Below are 16,058 nucleotides of genomic sequence, written 5' to 3'. Positions count from 1 at the left end.
CGCGGGTGAACGGCCGTGAACAACTCAGTTTTTCAGCCAGCCGGCTTCCTTGAACACCGGAGTGACGCGAGCGGTGTCTTTTTCGATGTAGGCAGTCAGGGGTTCGCCTTCCAGGAAGGTCGGCACCAAAGCGTTTTGCTTGACGTAGGCCTTGAACTCAGGGGTCTCGGTGACTTTGCGCATCAGTTCCACGTAGAACGCGCGCTGTTCAGCGCTGATGTCGCCGGGCATGAACACGGTGCGCGGGAAGCGGTACTGATTGATGCCCAGGCCCTGTTCATGGCAGGTGGGCACGTCGGCCCAGGACTTATCGCCGGCGACTTTCTCGGTGTAGCTCATGCGCTCCTGGCTGAACACGCACAGCGGCTCGACCTGATCGCCGCGCCATTGGCTGATGCTTTCGCTGGGGTTGTTGACGTTGGCGGCGATGTGTTTGCCGGCCAGTTGCGTCGCGGCTTCACTGCCGCTCTTGAACGGGATGTACACCAGTTTGCTGTTGTTGGTCTGGTTCAGCAGCAAGGTCAGGGTCTGGTCGACATCCTTGGACTGGCTGCCACCCATGCGCAGTTTCGAGGGATCGGCCTTTGCCGCTTCGTAGAAACCCCTGGCGTCTTTCCATGGCGCACCCTTGTAGCTCCAGAGAATGAAGTCATCCTCGGCCACGGCGGCAATCGGCGTCAATTCCTGCCACTGGTAGCCGAGCTTGGACACCAGCGGCAACAGGTAGATGTTGTTGGTGCCAATCACCAGCTTCTCGGCATCGCCTTTGTTCATCTTCATGTCGAGAAAGGCTTCGGCACCATTGCCGCCGCCCTTGTTGAGGACGATGGTGTTGACGTCGAGCAGTTTGTGGGTGGTGATGATTGACTGGATCAGGCGACCGAGCTGGTCGGTACCGCCACCGGGGCCGCCGGCAACGACGATTTCGACGTTCTTGTCAGGTTGCCATGCAGCGTGAGCGAGTGCGGGAAGACTGCCTGCGGCGATCAGCGTGCAGCCAAGAAACAGACGGGATGTGCGACGGACGAATGCATTTCGCATGGAAGGGCCTCGTTTTGTGTTTTTGTAATTGTTATGGGCGGCTTGTCTGTGCGGTAAAGCCGCAAGCCTGGGCCGAGTGTGGGAAGGCTGGGTCGTCGCGTCTAGTCAAAACAATACATACACCGATAGCCTGGGGTTATAGCTCGTCGAAGCAAACGCCGCGGCATTGGCGCAAAGCTTCGGACTAGAGCGGGATTTGCAACAAGTCGAAACAGAACCTGTCCCCTGAAAGCTCATTGAAAGTCCGGTATGCCATAACTCGAGGCTATCGCCATATTTCAAGTTTTGATTAGACGGTTATCGCTGAGCCTTTGATAGTGCTCACCAATGTCACCTGTAGGAGCAGCCGGTCGACGCTCGATTGCTCGCGAAAAGCGTCAGGACACCGCGGGCATTCAAGCAACCCGCGTCAACGTTGACGACCATCGCGAGCAAGCTCGCTCCTACAAAAGCAACTTTGGCCCATACAAAAATAATAAAGAGGTACGCACCATGGCTCGTCCCAGTGCTTCCCTGCATCTGCCCGGCGCCGATGCTTCGCCCGCAGCGGCGGCAACAGCGCAGGCCTCCACCGTCAAGGCCAGCAATGTGCGCTGGCGGATCTTCGCGATCATCTTCGCCCTGACCATGGTCAACCTGATCGATCGGGTCTCGCTGTCCATCGCGATGCCGACCATTGCCCAAGAATTTTCCCTGTCGCCCAGCACCCAGGGCCTGATCCTCAGCAGCTTTTTCTGGGCCTATGCCCTGTTGCAGATTCCTGGTGGCTGGCTGATCGATCGTTTCGGACCGCATCGGGTGATCAGTTGGTCCACCGGGCTGTGGGGCACGTTCCAGGTGTTGGCGGCGTTTGCTACCGGTGGTTTGTCTTTGCTGTTCGCTCGAGTGGCGCTGGGGGCTTCGGAGGCTCCGTTGTTCCCGTCCGGCGGCAAGCTGATTTCCCTCTGGCTGGCGCCCAGCGAACGTAGCCGCGGCGCGGTGCTGATGGACAGCGGCAGTCCACTGGGTGTGGCCCTCGGCGGGCTGATCATCGCCTACCTGATTGCTTCGCTGGATTCCTGGCGTCTGGCGTTCGTGATCGCCGGTGTCGCGACACTGGTACTGGCCTGGCTGGCGCGGCGTTATCTGCGCGATGACCCGGCCAGCCACCCGCAGGTCAATGTCCAGGAACTGGAGAAGATCAACGCCGGACGCGCCACTGCGGCTGCCGAAGCCGCCCGTGTGCCGGTAAAAGGTTTGGGCATCGCCGCCCGTTCCCTGAGCGGTTTGCTGATCGGCCGGGCCAGTTGGGCCATGGTGTACTTCGGTCTGCTGACCTGGGGACCGAGTTATCTGTCCCAGGCCCGAGGCTTTGATATCAAGGGCATCGGTGCGGCAACGTTCGTGATTTTCGTTTGCGGCGCGTTGGGTTCGTTGACCGGTGGTTTTCTGTGCGATGGCTTGATCCGCAGGGGCGTCAGTCGCGGGGTGGCAGTCAAGAGCCTGCTGGCGTTCTCCGGCCTGGTGGCCCTCGGCGCGTTCCTGCTGTTGCCGACCCTGAGCAACCCTTTTGCCGCTGTGGCGCTGTTGGCCATGACCGCTTTCTTCCTGATGTGGGGCAGTCTCTACTGGAGCTTCCCGGCGTTACTGGCCGCTCCGGCGCGGGTTGGTTTAATCGGCGGTGTGATGAACATGGCCGGCAGTACGGGCGGTATCGCGGTGCCGATTCTGGTGGGCGTGATTCTGTAGGTGACCGGCGGATTTGCCCCGGTACTCGGATTCTTTGCGGCGTGTTCGGCGGTGTTTGTCTTCGCAACGTTGTTCATCAGTCTCGACGAGGTACGCCATGGATAAGCGCTGGAGTGGCCCGATCATCGACGCCCATCATCACTTCTGGGATCCAACCATCAACGATCATCCGTGGCTCGCGCCACAGGCGAACATTCCGTTTCGTTATGGCGATTACAGCGCGATCAAGCGGCGCTATTTTCCCGAGGATTACTTCGCCGACGCCGGTGAACATCGGGTGGTGCAAACGGTGTACGTCGAGACCGAATGGAACCCGCAAGACCCGATTGGCGAAACCCGTTTCATCGAGCAACTGGCCGCCCGCTACGGTGTGCCGAATGCAATCGTCGCCCAAGCCTGGCTGGACCATCCGGACGCCATCGCGGTGCTGACCGAACAGGCCAGTTACAAGTGTGTGCGCAGCGTGCGGCACAAACCCGGTGGCGCGACGTCACCCGAGCAGTTCGGTCGTGTGCGAAGCCTGATGAGTGACGAACGCTGGCGGCGCAGTTACGCCGCGCTGGAAGGATTGGGGCTGCATTTCGATTTGCAGACTCCGTGGTGGAACCTGCCCGAAGCTGAACGGTTGGCCCGGGACTTTCCCGGCATCACCCTGATTCTCAACCACGCCGGATTACCCAACGACCGCAGCGCTGAAGGCCTGGCGGGGTGGCGGGTTGCGATGGCGCGGTTGGCCGAGTGGCCGAACGTGCAGGTGAAGATTTCCGGCCTGGGTCAGGCGGGCCGGGGATGGCGCGCCATTGACAACGCCTGGATCGTGCGCGAGATCATCGCGATGTTCGGTACCCGGCGGGCAATGTTCGCCAGCAATTTTCCCGTGGACAGCCTGTGCGGCTCGTTCGACGACATCTACAGCGGTTTCAAATCCATCGTCGCCGATCTGCCAGTGGCCGATCAGGAGCGACTGTTCTACAGCAACGCGCAGCGGGTTTATCGCTGCGAACCTTGCGCCATCGACCGGGCGTGGACTGAACCCTTGAGGAGTGAAGCATGAAAAAAACCACCATCGCCATGGTCCTGGGGGACCCGGCGGGCATTGGCCCGGAACTGATCGCACGCTTGCTCGGCGAGCCTGAAGTGCGCAGCCAGGCCCATGTCATCCTGATTGCCGACGAGGCGGAAATGCGTCGTGGCATGCGCATCGCAGGGACAGAGTTTCCCTATCGCCGCGTGGAGTCGCTGGACCAGCTGTCGTTCGTCGACGACACGCCGCTGTTCTATGAATTCCGTGGCGATACGATCGGTGAATTCCCGCGCAGCCAAGCCAGCGTGATCGGCGGTCGTTACAGCCTCGACACGCTGGAAAAAGCCCTGCGCCTGACCGAGGCCGGGATCACCGATGCGGTGCTGTTCGGGCCACTGAACAAAACCTCGCTGCACATGGCCGGCATGGCCCACAGCGACGAGTTGCACTGGTTCGCCGAGCTGCTGGATTTCCACGGGCCGTTCTGCGAGTTCAACGTGCTCGACAACCTCTGGACTTCACGGGTGACGTCCCATGTGGCGCTGGCCGATGTTTCAGGTCTGCTGAATGAAAAGCGCGTGGTGGAAGCGATTCAACTGATCGACACCGCACTCAAGCGCAACGGTTTGGAAAAACCGCGCATCGGTGTCTGCGGCCTGAATCCGCACAACGGCGACAATGGTTCATTCGGCCGCGAAGAATTGGACATCATCGGCCCGGCGGTGCGCTCGGCCCAGGCGTTGGGTATCGCGGCGCAAGGGCCGTATCCGGGGGACACTATTTTCCTCAAGGTCCAGGGTGATGCCAGCGCCTTCGATGCGGTGGTCACGATGTACCACGACCAGGGCCAGATCGCGATCAAGTTGATGGGCTTCTCCCGCGGTGTGACCGTGCAGGGCGGCCTGCCGATCCCGATCACCACCCCGGCCCACGGCACCGCGTTCGACATCGCGGGGCAGGGCAAAGCCAACGTCGGCGCGACGCGCCAGGCATTCGAGATCGCCTGCCGGATGGGTGGCAACAGCGACTGATCCCGATTTCTAAAACTGCATAAATCCCCTGTGGGAGCGGGCTTGCCCGCGATGGCGGCAGTACAGACACCTTGAACGTGACTGTCAGATCGCTATCGCGGGCAAGCCCGCTCCCACATTTTTTTGCGCTGCGGCTGATAACCCTATCTACCTGATAACCGGAAATAGGTATCACCCCAGGTTATCGCCGGATACGCATAAGTGATTATCCGCCACTCCCGAGCGCTGGCTAAAGTCGCTCCATCAAATCCCCAACAACTACAAGAAGCCAGCCGCGCAAGGAATCTGTATCCATGAAAATCAAAGCAATCCGTACCCGCGTTTTCGAGTGGAAAGGTAAAGTCGTCCCACCTCAAGCGCACTTCTGCACCAACGCCAGTGACATTTTGTTCGAGCGCGGCGACGCCATGGGCTCGTTCCGTTTTCACGGTTGGCTGGTGGTGGAAGTGGAGACCGACAACGGCCTCGTCGGCATCGGTAACTGCGCGCTGGCGCCGCGTGTGGCCAAGGAAATCATCGACACTTACCTGGCACCCATCGCCATTGGCGAAGACCCCTTCGACAACGAATACATCTGGCAGAAAATGTACCGCCAAAGCCACGCCTGGGGCCGCAAAGGCATCGGCATGGCGGCGATCTCGGCCATCGATATCGCGATCTGGGACATCATGGGCAAAGCGGTGAACAAGCCGGTGTTCAAACTGCTCGGCGGGCGCACCAAGGAAAAGATCTGGACCTACGCTTCGAAGCTCTACGCCAATGACAACCTCGACCTGTTTCTTGAAGAAGCCCAGGGCTATCTGAGCCAGGGTTTCACCGCGCTGAAAATGCGCTTCGGCTACGGTCCGAAAGACGGTCCGGCGGGCATGCGGCGCAACATCGAACAAGTGCGCGCCCTGCGTGAACTGGCGGGTCCCGACGTCGACATCATGCTCGAGTGCTACATGGGCTGGACCCTCGAATATGCGCGGCGCATGTTGCCAAAACTCGCCGAGTTCGAACCGCGCTGGCTCGAAGAACCGGTGATCGCCGATGACATCGAGGGTTACATCGAGCTGAAAAAAATGGGGGTCATGCCGATCTCCGGCGGTGAGCACGAATTCACTTCCTACGGCTTCAAGGATCTACTGGAACGCCGCGCCGTCGACGTCATCCAGTACGACACCAACCGCGTCGGCGGCATCACTGCCGCGCGCAAGATCAACGCCATGGCCGAAGCCTGGTCGGTGCCGGTGATCCCCCACGCCGGGCAGATGCACAACTACCACCTGACCATGTCCACCACCGCCTCGCCGATGGCCGAGTTCTTCCCGGTGTTCGACGTCGAGGTCGGCAACGAACTCTTCTATTACGTGTTCAAGGGCGAACCGCAACCGGTCAACGGCTACATCCAGCTGGACGACAACAAGCCGGGCCTGGGCCTGGAAATCTCCGATGAGTACCTGAGCGACTTCAACATCATCGAGTGACCCCTCGCCACAATCCACGACTTTTCGGAGGGCCGACATGCGCCTGATTCAATTTGAAAACACCGCCGGTGAACGCCAGGTTGGCGTCGTCGAAGGCTCACAGGTTCAGGTGCTCAACAGCACCCAAAGCACCCGAGAATTGGCACTTTCGGCGATCCGTGCCCAACGCAGCCTGCAGGAAGAAATCGCCCTGCGCGGCACCGAGCCAGGCCCGGATTACGCGCAGCTGTTGCTGCAGCGCCAGGTCCTGCCGCCGCTGGACCATGAAGACCCGGCCCATTGCCTGATCAGCGGCACCGGCCTGACTCACCTGGGCAGTGCCTCGGCCCGGGACAAAATGCATCAGCACGAGGGGGAGGTCGAAGCCGGCATGACCGACACCATGCGCATGTTCAAGTGGGGGCTGGAGGGGGGCAAGCCGGCGGACGGGCAGGTCGGTGCGCAACCAGAGTGGTTCTACAAGGGCGATGGCAGCATTGTCGTGCGTCCTGGCGCGGACTTCCCCGTGCCACCGTTCGCCGAGGACGCCGGTGAAGAACCGGAACTGACCGGCCTGTATGTGATCGGCGACGACGGCCAGCCGTACCGTGTCGGTTACGCGCTCGGTAACGAGTTCTCCGACCACGTCATGGAGCGGCGTAACTACTTGTACCTCGCTCATTCGAAGCTGCGCTGCTGCTCCTTCGGTCCGGAGCTGCGCGTCGGTGAGTTGCCCAAGCATCTGGTCGGCACCAGCCGCATCAAGCGCAACGGTGAAACGATCTGGGAAAAGGAATTTCTCAGCGGCGAAGACAACATGTGCCACAGCCTCGCCAATCTGGAATTTCATCACTTCAAGTACGCGCAGTTTCTGCGCCCCGGCGATGTCCACGTGCATTACTTCGGCACCGCCACGCTGTCGTTTGCCGATGGTGTGAGAACCCAGCCAGGGGATCGCTTCCAGATCAGCCTCGATGAGTTCGGTGCGCCGCTGGTCAACGGCATCGGTGAAAGCGCCCAGCCGCTGCCAATCGGCCAGGTGCGCGCGCTTTAAATCTTCAAAAGGAACGTCCCATGACATTGGTACTTGGACACAACTACATCGGTGGGCGTCGCAGCGTCAACGGTACGTCGCAATTGCAAAGCCTCGACGCCACCACGGGCGAACCCTTGCCGGGCCGTTTCTTCCAGGCCTCGGAAGCCGAAGTGGACGCCGCTGCCAAAGCCGCCGCAACGGCGTATCCGATTTACCGCAACTTGAGCGCCGAGAAACGTGCAACGTTCCTCGACGCCATCGCTGACGAAATCGATGCCCTGGGCGATGATTTCGTCGCCACCGTATGCCGTGAAACCGCATTGCCAACGGGGAGAATTCAAGGTGAGCGGGCACGCACCAGTGGCCAGCTGCGCCTGTTCGCCACAGTCCTGCGTCGCGGGGATTTCTACGGCGCACGGATCGACCGCGCCTTGCCCGACCGCCAACCGCTGCCTCGCCCGGACCTGCGCCAGTACCGTATCGCGCTGGGACCTGTCGCCGTGTTCGGCGCCAGTAACTTTCCGCTGGCATTTTCCACCGCCGGTGGCGATACCGCCTCGGCGCTGGCCGCCGGTTGCCCAGTGGTGTTCAAGGCCCACAGCGGGCACATGGCAACGGCCGAATGGGTGGCGGACGCGATCATCCGCGCCGCCGAGCGCACCGAGATGCCGGCCGGTGTATTCAACATGATCTATGGGGCTGGTGTCGGTGAGTGGCTGGTCAAGCATCCGGCGATTCAGGCGGTGGGCTTCACTGGATCGCTCAAGGGCGGCAACGCCCTGAGCCACATGGCGGCGACCCGGCCTCAGCCGATTCCGGTGTTCGCGGAGATGTCGAGCATCAACCCGGTGTTCCTGCTGCCCGAAGCGCTGGCGGTACGCGGCGAGCAGATCGCTGCGCAACTGGCCGGTTCGGTAACGCTGGGTTGCGGTCAGTTCTGCACCAACCCCGGTTTGGTCATCGGCCTGCGCTCGCCGCAGTTCAGCACATTTCTGCAAACCTTTTGCGCCAGCATGAACCAGCAACCGGCGCAAACCATGCTCAACACCGGCGCACTGGCCAGCTACAGCCGAGGCCTGGGCGAACTGCACGAACATCCGGGAGTGACGCACCTGGCGGGCAAGCCGCAACAGGGCAATCAGGCGCAACCACAGGTGTTCAAGGCTGATGTCAGCCTGCTGCTCAAGGGCGATGAATTGCTTCAGGAAGAAGTCTTCGGGCCGACCACTATCGTCATCGAAGTCGAGGACCGCGCACAGTTGGCCGCAGCGCTGCACGGCCTGCGCGGGCAACTGACGGCGACGCTGATCGGCGAGGCGGACGAATTGCTGGAGTACCGCTGGCTGGCGGAGTTGCTGCAAGAGAAGGTCGGGCGGATTCTGCTCAACGGTTATCCGACCGGGGTCGAGGTGTGTGACGCGATGGTGCATGGCGGGCCGTATCCGGCGACGTCCGATTCGCGGGGCACGTCGGTCGGCACCCTGGCCATCGACCGCTTCTTGCGGCCGGTGTGCTTCCAGAATTATCCGGATGCGTTGTTGCCTGAGGCGTTGCAAAACGCTAATCCGCTGGGGATTCGGCGGTTGGTGGATGGGGAGGTCAGTGATTCAGCCTTGTAGTGTCTGAGCCGACGCCATCGCGGGCAAGCCCGCTCCCACAATTGATCGCATTCCACAAGGAGAACGCGGAAAAATGTGGGAGCGGGCTTGCTCGCGAAGGCGTCATCAGTGGGACCGCAGAGCTATCTGGTAGTCACCTCAACAGATTTCTTCACCGCCGGCTTCAACACCAACCACAACGCCGCCGCAATCAACACCCCGCCATAGATATGCGCCATCGACAGTGGCTCATCCAGAAACAACGCCCCCCACAACACCCCGAACGGCGGGATCAGGAAGGTTGTGGTCATCGACTTCACCGGGCCGACCGAGCTCAACAAGCGGAAGTAAATGATGTACGCAAACGCCGTGCATCCCAGTCCCAACCCCAACAACGACAACCAGACGTTCCAGCCACCCCAGCTGACGGGCGGTTGGCTGATCACGCTGTAGCCGAACAGCGGCAATACGAACAGGGTCGCCCCCAGCATGCTGCCCAGCGCCGATAGACGACTGTCGAGCCCACCGGCCTGATCGAGCCAGCGGCGGGCGAGGAAGCCGGCGAAGCCGTAGCAGGTGGTGGCGAGCAGGCAGGCGATGGCGCCCAGCAGCAATTCCATGTCGAACGCCACGGGGCCGGCGCGTGTCAGGACGCCAACGCCGAACAACCCCAAAAACACGCCGCCGAGCTTGGCGCCGGTGAGCCGCTCATGGAAGAACAGGCCACCGATCAGCACGCCCATCAGTGGCGTGGTGGCGTTGAAAATCGCCGAGTAACCGGCGGGCAGCACTTGCGCGGCCACCGAATACAGGGTCGCGGGAATGCCGGAGTTGATCACCCCAAGTAGCATCACTGTTTTCAGCTTGCCCTTGAAATCCCAGCTGATACGCATCAACCCGAGAATCACCAGCAGCCCGACGGCGGCGATCGATACGCGGAAAAACGCGGTGGGAATCGTGCCAATCACCGGGGCGATGATGCGCATGAACAGAAAACTCGCACCCCAAATGGCCGCCAGCGACAGTAATCGGAATAGATCGACGGGGTTCACGGTGCTCTCCTTGCTTGATCGGGACGAGAGTGTTGCCGAGCGCCTTACGTCTGGCAACCGGAAAACAGGCATTCAATTCGCGCTGGAAAATTACACTTCTCCTGCACCCGCTTCACTGGCTAAGCTCAGGGCTCACGAATTCCCGCAGAGGTCTCACCATGCCGCAGCATTGGCCAGCCGCCGACATCGCCCGATTGATCCTCGATGGCTTTGACGATTACCGCGAGCACTTCCGGCAGATCACCGACGGCGCCCGGGCGCGCTTCGAGCAGGCCCAGTGGCAGGAGACACAAGTCGCCTCGGCGGCGCGGATCAACCTCTACGAAGAGAAAGTCAGCGAAACGGTCGACCGGCTGCGCATCGCTTTCGACACCGACACGCTGGACGTCAGCTGCTGGCCGCTGGTCAAAAGCGCCTACATCAGCCTGATCGACCTGCGCTTCGACGATGAGTTGTCGGAGACCTGGTACAACTCGATTTTCTGCGGGCTGTTCAGCCATGACTTGATCAGCGACGGCTGCATGTTCATCCACACCACCCGGCCGAGCCTGCGTCGGGCGCGGGCCGCGCAAACCCGTACCTATAAACCCCAGGGCCAGTTGTCGGGCATGCTGGCGAGCATCTTTGCCGATTACCGCTTCAGCGAGGAATACGCCGACCTGCCAGGCGACCTGCGCCGTCTTGAAGCGCAATTGCGCGAAAACCTGCCGGACTGGGTGTGCAAGGACCCGGAGCTGAGTGTCGAGCTGTTTTCCTCGGTACTCTACCGCAACAAGGGTGCGTACCTGGTGGGACGCATCTACACCGCCGATGAGCAATGGCCACTGGCGATTCCGCTGCTGCACCTTGAGGGGCGCGGCATCCAGATCGATGCGCTGATCACCGACGAAGCCGATGTGTCGATCATCTTCTCGTTCACTCGTTCGTACTTCATGGTGGATGTGCCGGTGCCGGCGGAGTTCATCGGCTTTCTCAAGCGCATCCTGCCGGGCAAGCACATCGCCGAGCTGTACACCTCGATCGGTTTCTATAAACACGGCAAGTCCGAGTTCTACCGGGCGCTGATCAATCACCTGGCCAACACCGACGACCAGTTCATCATGGCCCCGGGCGTGCGCGGTATGGTGATGAGCGTGTTTACCCTGCCGGGGTTCAACACCGTATTCAAGATCATCAAGGACCGTTTCTCGCCATCGAAAAACGTCGACCGCGCCACGGTGATCGAGAAGTACCGCCTGGTGAAAAGCGTTGACCGCGTCGGGCGCATGGCCGATACCCAGGAGTTCGCCGATTTCCGGTTCCCGCTGAGCAAGTTTGATCCGGCGTGCCTGGAGGAGTTGCTGGAAGTCGCTCCGTCCACGGTATCGGTCGAAGGTGACACGGTGCTGATCCGTCACTGCTGGACCGAACGGCGGATGACACCGCTGAACCTGTACCTGGAAAACGCCAGCGAGGCACAGGTGCGCGAGGCGCTGGAAGATTACGGTCTGGCGATCAAACAACTGGCGGCGGCGAACATCTTTCCCGGGGACATGTTGCTGAAAAACTTTGGCGTCACCCGTCACGGTCGCGTGGTGTTCTACGACTACGACGAGATCTGCTTCCTCACCGAAGCCAACTTCCGTCACATCCCGGCACCGCGCACACCCGAAGATGAAATGGCTTCCGAACCCTGGTACTCCATCGGGCCGCTGGACGTGTTCCCGGAGGAGTTTCCGCCGTTCCTGTTCGCTGACTCCGGGCAGCGCAAGTTGTTCGATCAACTGCACGGCGAGTTGTACAACGCCGATTACTGGAAGGGGTTGCAGGAGGCGATTCGGGCGGGGAAGGTGATTGATGTATTTCCGTATCGGAGGAAGCAGCTGTAAGCCACAAGCTTCAAGCTACAAGATAAAGCTGCGTTCATCTTGTAGCTTGAGGCTGCTTTTCTGCGACAATCGCCCGCCTGCGCCACTAGACGACTGAATTGCGTACCCGATGACCGACGAATCGCCCTCCATCGACAAACTGCTGAAAAACCTCGATCACGCTATGCTCGCCGACCGCCACCGGCTGCGGCGGCAGTTGCTTGAGCTGCGCAAGAAACCTGACGAGGCCAAGCTGGCCCAATGGGTAGCGCGCATGCAGGCGTCCTGTGATCAGGCGCTGGCACGCAAGGCCAGCCTGCCGGTGATTCGTTATGACGACAGCCTGCCGATCGCCGCCAAGCGCGACGAAATCAAGAAGGCGCTGGAAAAGCACCAAGTGCTGATCATCGCCGGCGAGACCGGCTCGGGTAAAACCACCCAGTTACCGAAGATCTGCCTGGAAATCGGTCGCGGCCAGCATGGCTTGATCGGCCATACCCAGCCACGGCGGATCGCGGCACGCAGCGTCGCCAGCCGGGTCGCCGAAGAACTGGGCACGCCGCTGGGCGCGCTGGTCGGTTATCAGGTGCGCTTTGAGGACCAGAGCGATTCCAACACGCTGATCAAACTGATGACCGACGGCATCCTGCTGGCGGAAACCCAGAACGACCGCTATTTGGAACGCTACGACACGATCATCGTCGACGAAGCCCATGAACGCAGCCTCAACATCGATTTCCTGCTCGGTTACCTGAAAACCTTGCTGCCGCGTCGTCCCGACCTGAAAGTCATCATCACCTCGGCGACCATCGACCTGGAGCGCTTTTCCAAGCATTTCGATGACGCGCCAATTGTCGAAGTCTCCGGCCGCACCTTCCCGGTGGACACCTGGTATCGACCGCTGACCCTGGAGCAGGACGAAGAGGGCAACCGCGTCGAGGACGACCTGACCGTGGATCAGGCAATTCTCGCCACCCTCGATGAAATCGCCGCGTACGAACGCAGCGAACGCCGCAGCCCCGGTGACGTGCTGGTGTTTCTGCCCGGCGAGCGCGAGATTCGCGACGCCGCCGACATGCTGCGCAAGGCCCAGCTCAAGCACACCGAGATCCTGCCGTTGTACGCGCGCCTGTCGCCGGCCGAGCAGCAGCGGATTTTCCAGTCGCACCCGGGGCGTCGCGTGGTCCTGGCGACCAACGTCGCGGAAACCTCGCTGACCGTGCCGGGCATCCGCTACGTGATCGACAGCGGTACCGCGCGCATCAGCCGCTACAGCTACCGCGCCAAGGTCCAGCGCCTGCCCATCGAAGCGATTTCCCAGGCCAGCGCCAACCAGCGCAAGGGCCGTTGCGGGCGGGTCGAGCCGGGTATTTGCGTGCGCCTGTACAGTGAAGAAGATTTCCTCGGGCGCCCGGAGTTTACCGATCCGGAAATTCTGCGAACCAACCTTGCAGCCGTTATTTTGCAGATGCTGCACCTGCGCCTCGGCGAGATCACTGCGTTCCCGTTCATCGAGCCGCCGGATGGCAAGGCCATCAGCGACGGTTTCAACCTGCTGCAAGAACTCTCGGCGGTGGACCGCAACAGCCAGCTGACCCCGCTCGGTCGCCAACTGGCGCGGCTGCCGGTGGACCCGCGCATGGGCCGCATGTTGCTGGAAGCGGCGAAGCTGGGCAGCTTGCAGGAAGTGCTGATCGTCGCCAGCGCCATGTCGATCCAGGACCCGCGTGAGCGTCCGCCGGAGCGTCAGCAAGCGGCGGATCAGGCCCACGCGCAATGGAAAGATGCCGATTCGGACTTCGCCGGGCTGGTCAATCTGTGGCGCGGATTCGAGGAGCAGCGCCAGGCGCTGACCGCGAGTCCGCTGCGCAACTGGTGCCGCAAGAACTTCCTCAATTACCTGCGCCTGCGCGAGTGGCGTGATTCCCATCGCCAGTTGAGCCTGATTTGCCGTGACATGCAGTTGAGCCTCAACAAAGAACCGGCGGATTACCCGAAATTGCACAAGGCGGTGCTGGTGGGCCTGCTCAGCCAGATCGGCCAGAAAACCGAAGACGGCGACTACCTCGGCGCACGCCAGCGGCGCTTCTGGATTCACCCCTCGTCGGGGATCGGCAAGAAACGCCCGCAATGGTTGATGACCGCCGAACTGGTGGAAACCACCAAGCTCTACGCGCGCATGGTGGCCAAGATCGACGCCGACTGGATCGAGCCGCTGGCCGGGCATCTGATCAAGAAAAACCACTTCGAACCCCATTGGGAGAAGAAGCGCGGCCAGGTCGTGGCCTTCGAGCAGATCACCCTGTTCGGGCTGATCGTGGTCGGTCGCCGGCCAGTGCACTACGGCCCGGTGGACCCGGTGGTGTCCCGTGAACTGTTTATCCGCGAAGCGCTGGTGCGTGGCGAAATTCAGTCGAAAGCCAAATGCCTGACCGCCAACAAGCAACTGCTGGAACAGCTCGACGAGCTGGAGGCCAAGGCCCGCCGCCGCGACATTCTCGCCGACGAAGAAACCCTGTTCGCTTTCTACGATGCGCGGCTGCCGGCGGAGATTCACCAGACCGCGACCTTCGACAGCTGGTATCGGGTCAACAGCCAGAAGAACCCGCAGCTGCTGATCATGCGCGAAGAAGACGTACTGGCTCGCGAAGCCAGTGAAGTCACCGCCCAGCATTACCCGGACACCCTGCACATCGGTGATCTGGAATTGGCGCTCAGCTACCACTTCGAGCCGAACCACCCGCGTGACGGCGTGACCCTGCGCGTGCCGGCGCCGCTGTTGCCGATGCTGCCGCCGGAGCGTCTGGAGTGGCTGGTGCCCGGCGTGATCGAGGCCAAGTGCATTGCCCTGGTACGCAACCTGCCCAAGGCCTTGCGCAAGAATTTTGTGCCGGTACCGGACTTCGTCAAAGCCGCCTTGCAACGCATGACCTTCGCCGAAGGTTCGTTGCCCCAGGCATTGGGTCGCGAACTGTTGCGCATGACCGGCGCCCGGGTTAGCGACGAAGCCTGGGCCGAAGCGGCGCAGCAGGTGGAAAACCATCTGCGCATGAACCTGGAAATCGTCGATGCGCAGGGCAAGTTCCTCGGAGAAGGCCGTGACCTCGCCGAACTCACCGCGCGTTTCGCCGAAGCCAGCCAAGCCGCGCTGGCCGTGCCGCAAACCGCGAAAAGCCAGCAACCGGTGGAGCCGAAAGTGTTTGCCGCCGTGGCCGAGAAAACCCAGCAGAAGATCGCCGGGCTGTCGATGACGGTGTACCCGGCGCTGGTGGAGGAGGGCGGCACCGTCAAGGAAGGCCGTTTCTCGACGCCGGCCGAAGCCGAATTCCAGCATCGCCGCGCGTTGCAACGCTTGCTGATGCAACAGCTGGCGGAGCCGGCGAAGTTCCTGCGTGGCAAGCTACCGGGCCTGACCGAACTGGGCCTGCTGTACCGCGACATGGGGCGCGTCGACGCGCTGGTGGAAGACATTCTGCTGGCCAGCCTCGACAGCTGCATTCTCGATGGCGAAGACCCGTTGCCCCGCGATGGTGCCGGGCTGGCGTCGCTGGCCGAGCGCAAGCGCGGCGCCTGGACCGAACATGCCGAACGTTTGGCGAAGTTGACCTTGGAAATCCTCAAGCTCTGGCACGGCCTGCAAAAACGCTTCAAGGGCAAGATCGACCTGGCGCAAGCCGTGGCTTTGAACGACATCAAGCAGCAGCTCAGCCAACTGGTGTATCCGGGGTTTGTCCGTGAAACACCGATGCAATGGCTCAAGGAATTGCCGCGTTACCTCAAGGCCATCGAGCAGCGTTTCGAAAAACTGGGTGCCCAGGTGCAGAAGGACCGGGTCTGGAGTGGCGAATTGTCCAATCTCTGGACCCAATACCAGACCCGCGCCAACAAACACGCCCAGGAAGGCAAGCGCGATCCGCAGCTGGAGCTGTATCGCTGGTGGCTGGAGGAATACCGGGTTTCGCTGTTCGCCCAACAACTGGGGACCAAGGTGCCGATTTCCGATAAGCGCCTGAGCAAGCAGTGGAGCCAGGTCGAACCTTGACATGCCCCCTGTAGGAGCGAGCTTGCTCGCGATGGTCGTCAACAATAACGCTGAGTGCCTGACACGCCACGGCGTTCTTTAGACCATCGCGAGCAAGCTCGCTCCTACAAGTACTGCGTTGCTCTCGCAAAAGGCGCCAAAACCCAAGGTTTATGGCAAACTTCGCGACCATAAACGCCGGTTTCGCGGACTAGAGCCTTCGCCCGGTCGC

At 61.4% G+C, this 16,058-nt stretch carries 9 protein-coding genes and 1 pseudogene; 8 read left to right on the top strand and 2 right to left on the bottom strand.

Features of this window, described 5'->3' with window-relative positions; all coding sequences use genetic code 11:
• Positions 1–24: 24 nt before the first annotated feature.
• Positions 25–1,041, bottom strand: coding sequence for a tripartite tricarboxylate transporter substrate binding protein (locus FFS64_RS05925; RefSeq protein ID WP_137804587.1), 1,017 nt, complete (start codon positions 1,039–1,041; stop codon positions 25–27).
• Between the two features lie 492 nt (positions 1,042–1,533).
• Here FFS64_RS05925 and FFS64_RS05920 point away from each other — a divergent pair.
• The 6 genes and pseudogenes from FFS64_RS05920 (at position 1,534) to FFS64_RS05895 (ending at position 8,927) form a co-directional block, all read left to right on the top strand.
• Positions 1,534–2,874, top strand: a pseudogene (locus tag FFS64_RS05920) (MFS transporter).
• Positions 2,867–3,823 carry an amidohydrolase gene (locus FFS64_RS05915; RefSeq protein ID WP_137804586.1) on the top strand — a complete coding sequence of 319 codons (957 nt, stop codon included), beginning with the start codon at positions 2,867–2,869 and terminating at the stop codon, positions 3,821–3,823. The pseudogene FFS64_RS05920 and the gene FFS64_RS05915 overlap by 8 nt, the downstream one beginning before the upstream one ends.
• Positions 3,820–4,824, top strand: a complete 1,005-nt coding sequence (locus FFS64_RS05910; protein WP_137804585.1) for a 4-hydroxythreonine-4-phosphate dehydrogenase PdxA — start codon at positions 3,820–3,822, stop codon at positions 4,822–4,824. Before FFS64_RS05915 ends, FFS64_RS05910 begins: the two co-directional genes overlap by 4 nt.
• Before the next feature lie 293 nt (positions 4,825–5,117).
• The gene (locus tag FFS64_RS05905) at positions 5,118–6,293 is read left to right on the top strand and encodes an L-rhamnonate dehydratase (RefSeq protein WP_137804584.1); all 1,176 of its coding nucleotides are present in this window, start codon (positions 5,118–5,120) and stop codon (positions 6,291–6,293) included.
• A 37-nt stretch (positions 6,294–6,330) separates the two neighbouring features.
• Positions 6,331–7,326 (top strand): AraD1 family protein, encoded by a 996-nt coding sequence (gene araD1 / locus FFS64_RS05900; RefSeq protein ID WP_137804583.1) that lies wholly within the window; start codon positions 6,331–6,333, stop codon positions 7,324–7,326.
• Between the two features lie 20 nt (positions 7,327–7,346).
• Positions 7,347–8,927, top strand: coding sequence for an aldehyde dehydrogenase (NADP(+)) (locus FFS64_RS05895; RefSeq protein ID WP_137804582.1), 1,581 nt, complete (start codon positions 7,347–7,349; stop codon positions 8,925–8,927).
• Positions 8,928–9,049: 122 nt separating this feature from the next.
• Here FFS64_RS05895 and FFS64_RS05890 read toward each other — a convergent pair whose 3' ends face one another.
• A complete protein-coding gene (locus tag FFS64_RS05890; protein ID WP_137804581.1) occupies positions 9,050–9,958 on the bottom strand; it encodes a DMT family transporter in 909 nt (302 codons plus the stop codon).
• A 158-nt stretch (positions 9,959–10,116) separates the two neighbouring features.
• Between FFS64_RS05890 and aceK the strand changes: the two genes are divergently transcribed.
• Both aceK and hrpA read left to right on the top strand, forming a co-directional pair.
• Positions 10,117–11,826 (top strand): bifunctional isocitrate dehydrogenase kinase/phosphatase, encoded by a 1,710-nt coding sequence (gene aceK / locus FFS64_RS05885; RefSeq protein ID WP_095195533.1) that lies wholly within the window; start codon positions 10,117–10,119, stop codon positions 11,824–11,826.
• A 109-nt stretch (positions 11,827–11,935) separates the two neighbouring features.
• Positions 11,936–15,847 (top strand): ATP-dependent RNA helicase HrpA, encoded by a 3,912-nt coding sequence (hrpA, locus tag FFS64_RS05880; RefSeq protein WP_137804580.1) that lies wholly within the window; start codon positions 11,936–11,938, stop codon positions 15,845–15,847.
• Positions 15,848–16,058: the final 211 nt, after the last annotated feature.

The organism is Pseudomonas sp. G(2018) (assembly GCF_005502415.1).
Taxonomy (GTDB): Bacteria; Pseudomonadota; Gammaproteobacteria; order Pseudomonadales; family Pseudomonadaceae; genus Aquipseudomonas.
This window is presented reverse-complemented; position numbering and strand designations above follow the sequence as displayed.

What these genes read in the sequence shown, in the direction of transcription:
- FFS64_RS05905 (WP_137804584.1), top strand. Translation starts at nt 5,118, where the DNA reads ATGAAAATCAAAGCAATCCGTACCCGCGTTTTCGAGTGGAAAGGTAAA.
- FFS64_RS05910 (WP_137804585.1), top strand. Translation starts at nt 3,820, where the DNA reads ATGAAAAAAACCACCATCGCCATGGTCCTGGGGGACCCGGCGGGCATT.
- araD1 (WP_137804583.1), top strand. Translation starts at nt 6,331, where the DNA reads ATGCGCCTGATTCAATTTGAAAACACCGCCGGTGAACGCCAGGTTGGC.
- FFS64_RS05895 (WP_137804582.1), top strand. Translation starts at nt 7,347, where the DNA reads ATGACATTGGTACTTGGACACAACTACATCGGTGGGCGTCGCAGCGTC.
- FFS64_RS05915 (WP_137804586.1), top strand. Translation starts at nt 2,867, where the DNA reads ATGGATAAGCGCTGGAGTGGCCCGATCATCGACGCCCATCATCACTTC.
- hrpA (WP_137804580.1), top strand. Translation starts at nt 11,936, where the DNA reads ATGACCGACGAATCGCCCTCCATCGACAAACTGCTGAAAAACCTCGAT.
- aceK (WP_095195533.1), top strand. Translation starts at nt 10,117, where the DNA reads ATGCCGCAGCATTGGCCAGCCGCCGACATCGCCCGATTGATCCTCGAT.
- FFS64_RS05925 (WP_137804587.1), bottom strand. Translation starts at nt 1,041, where the DNA reads ATGCGAAATGCATTCGTCCGTCGCACATCCCGTCTGTTTCTTGGCTGC.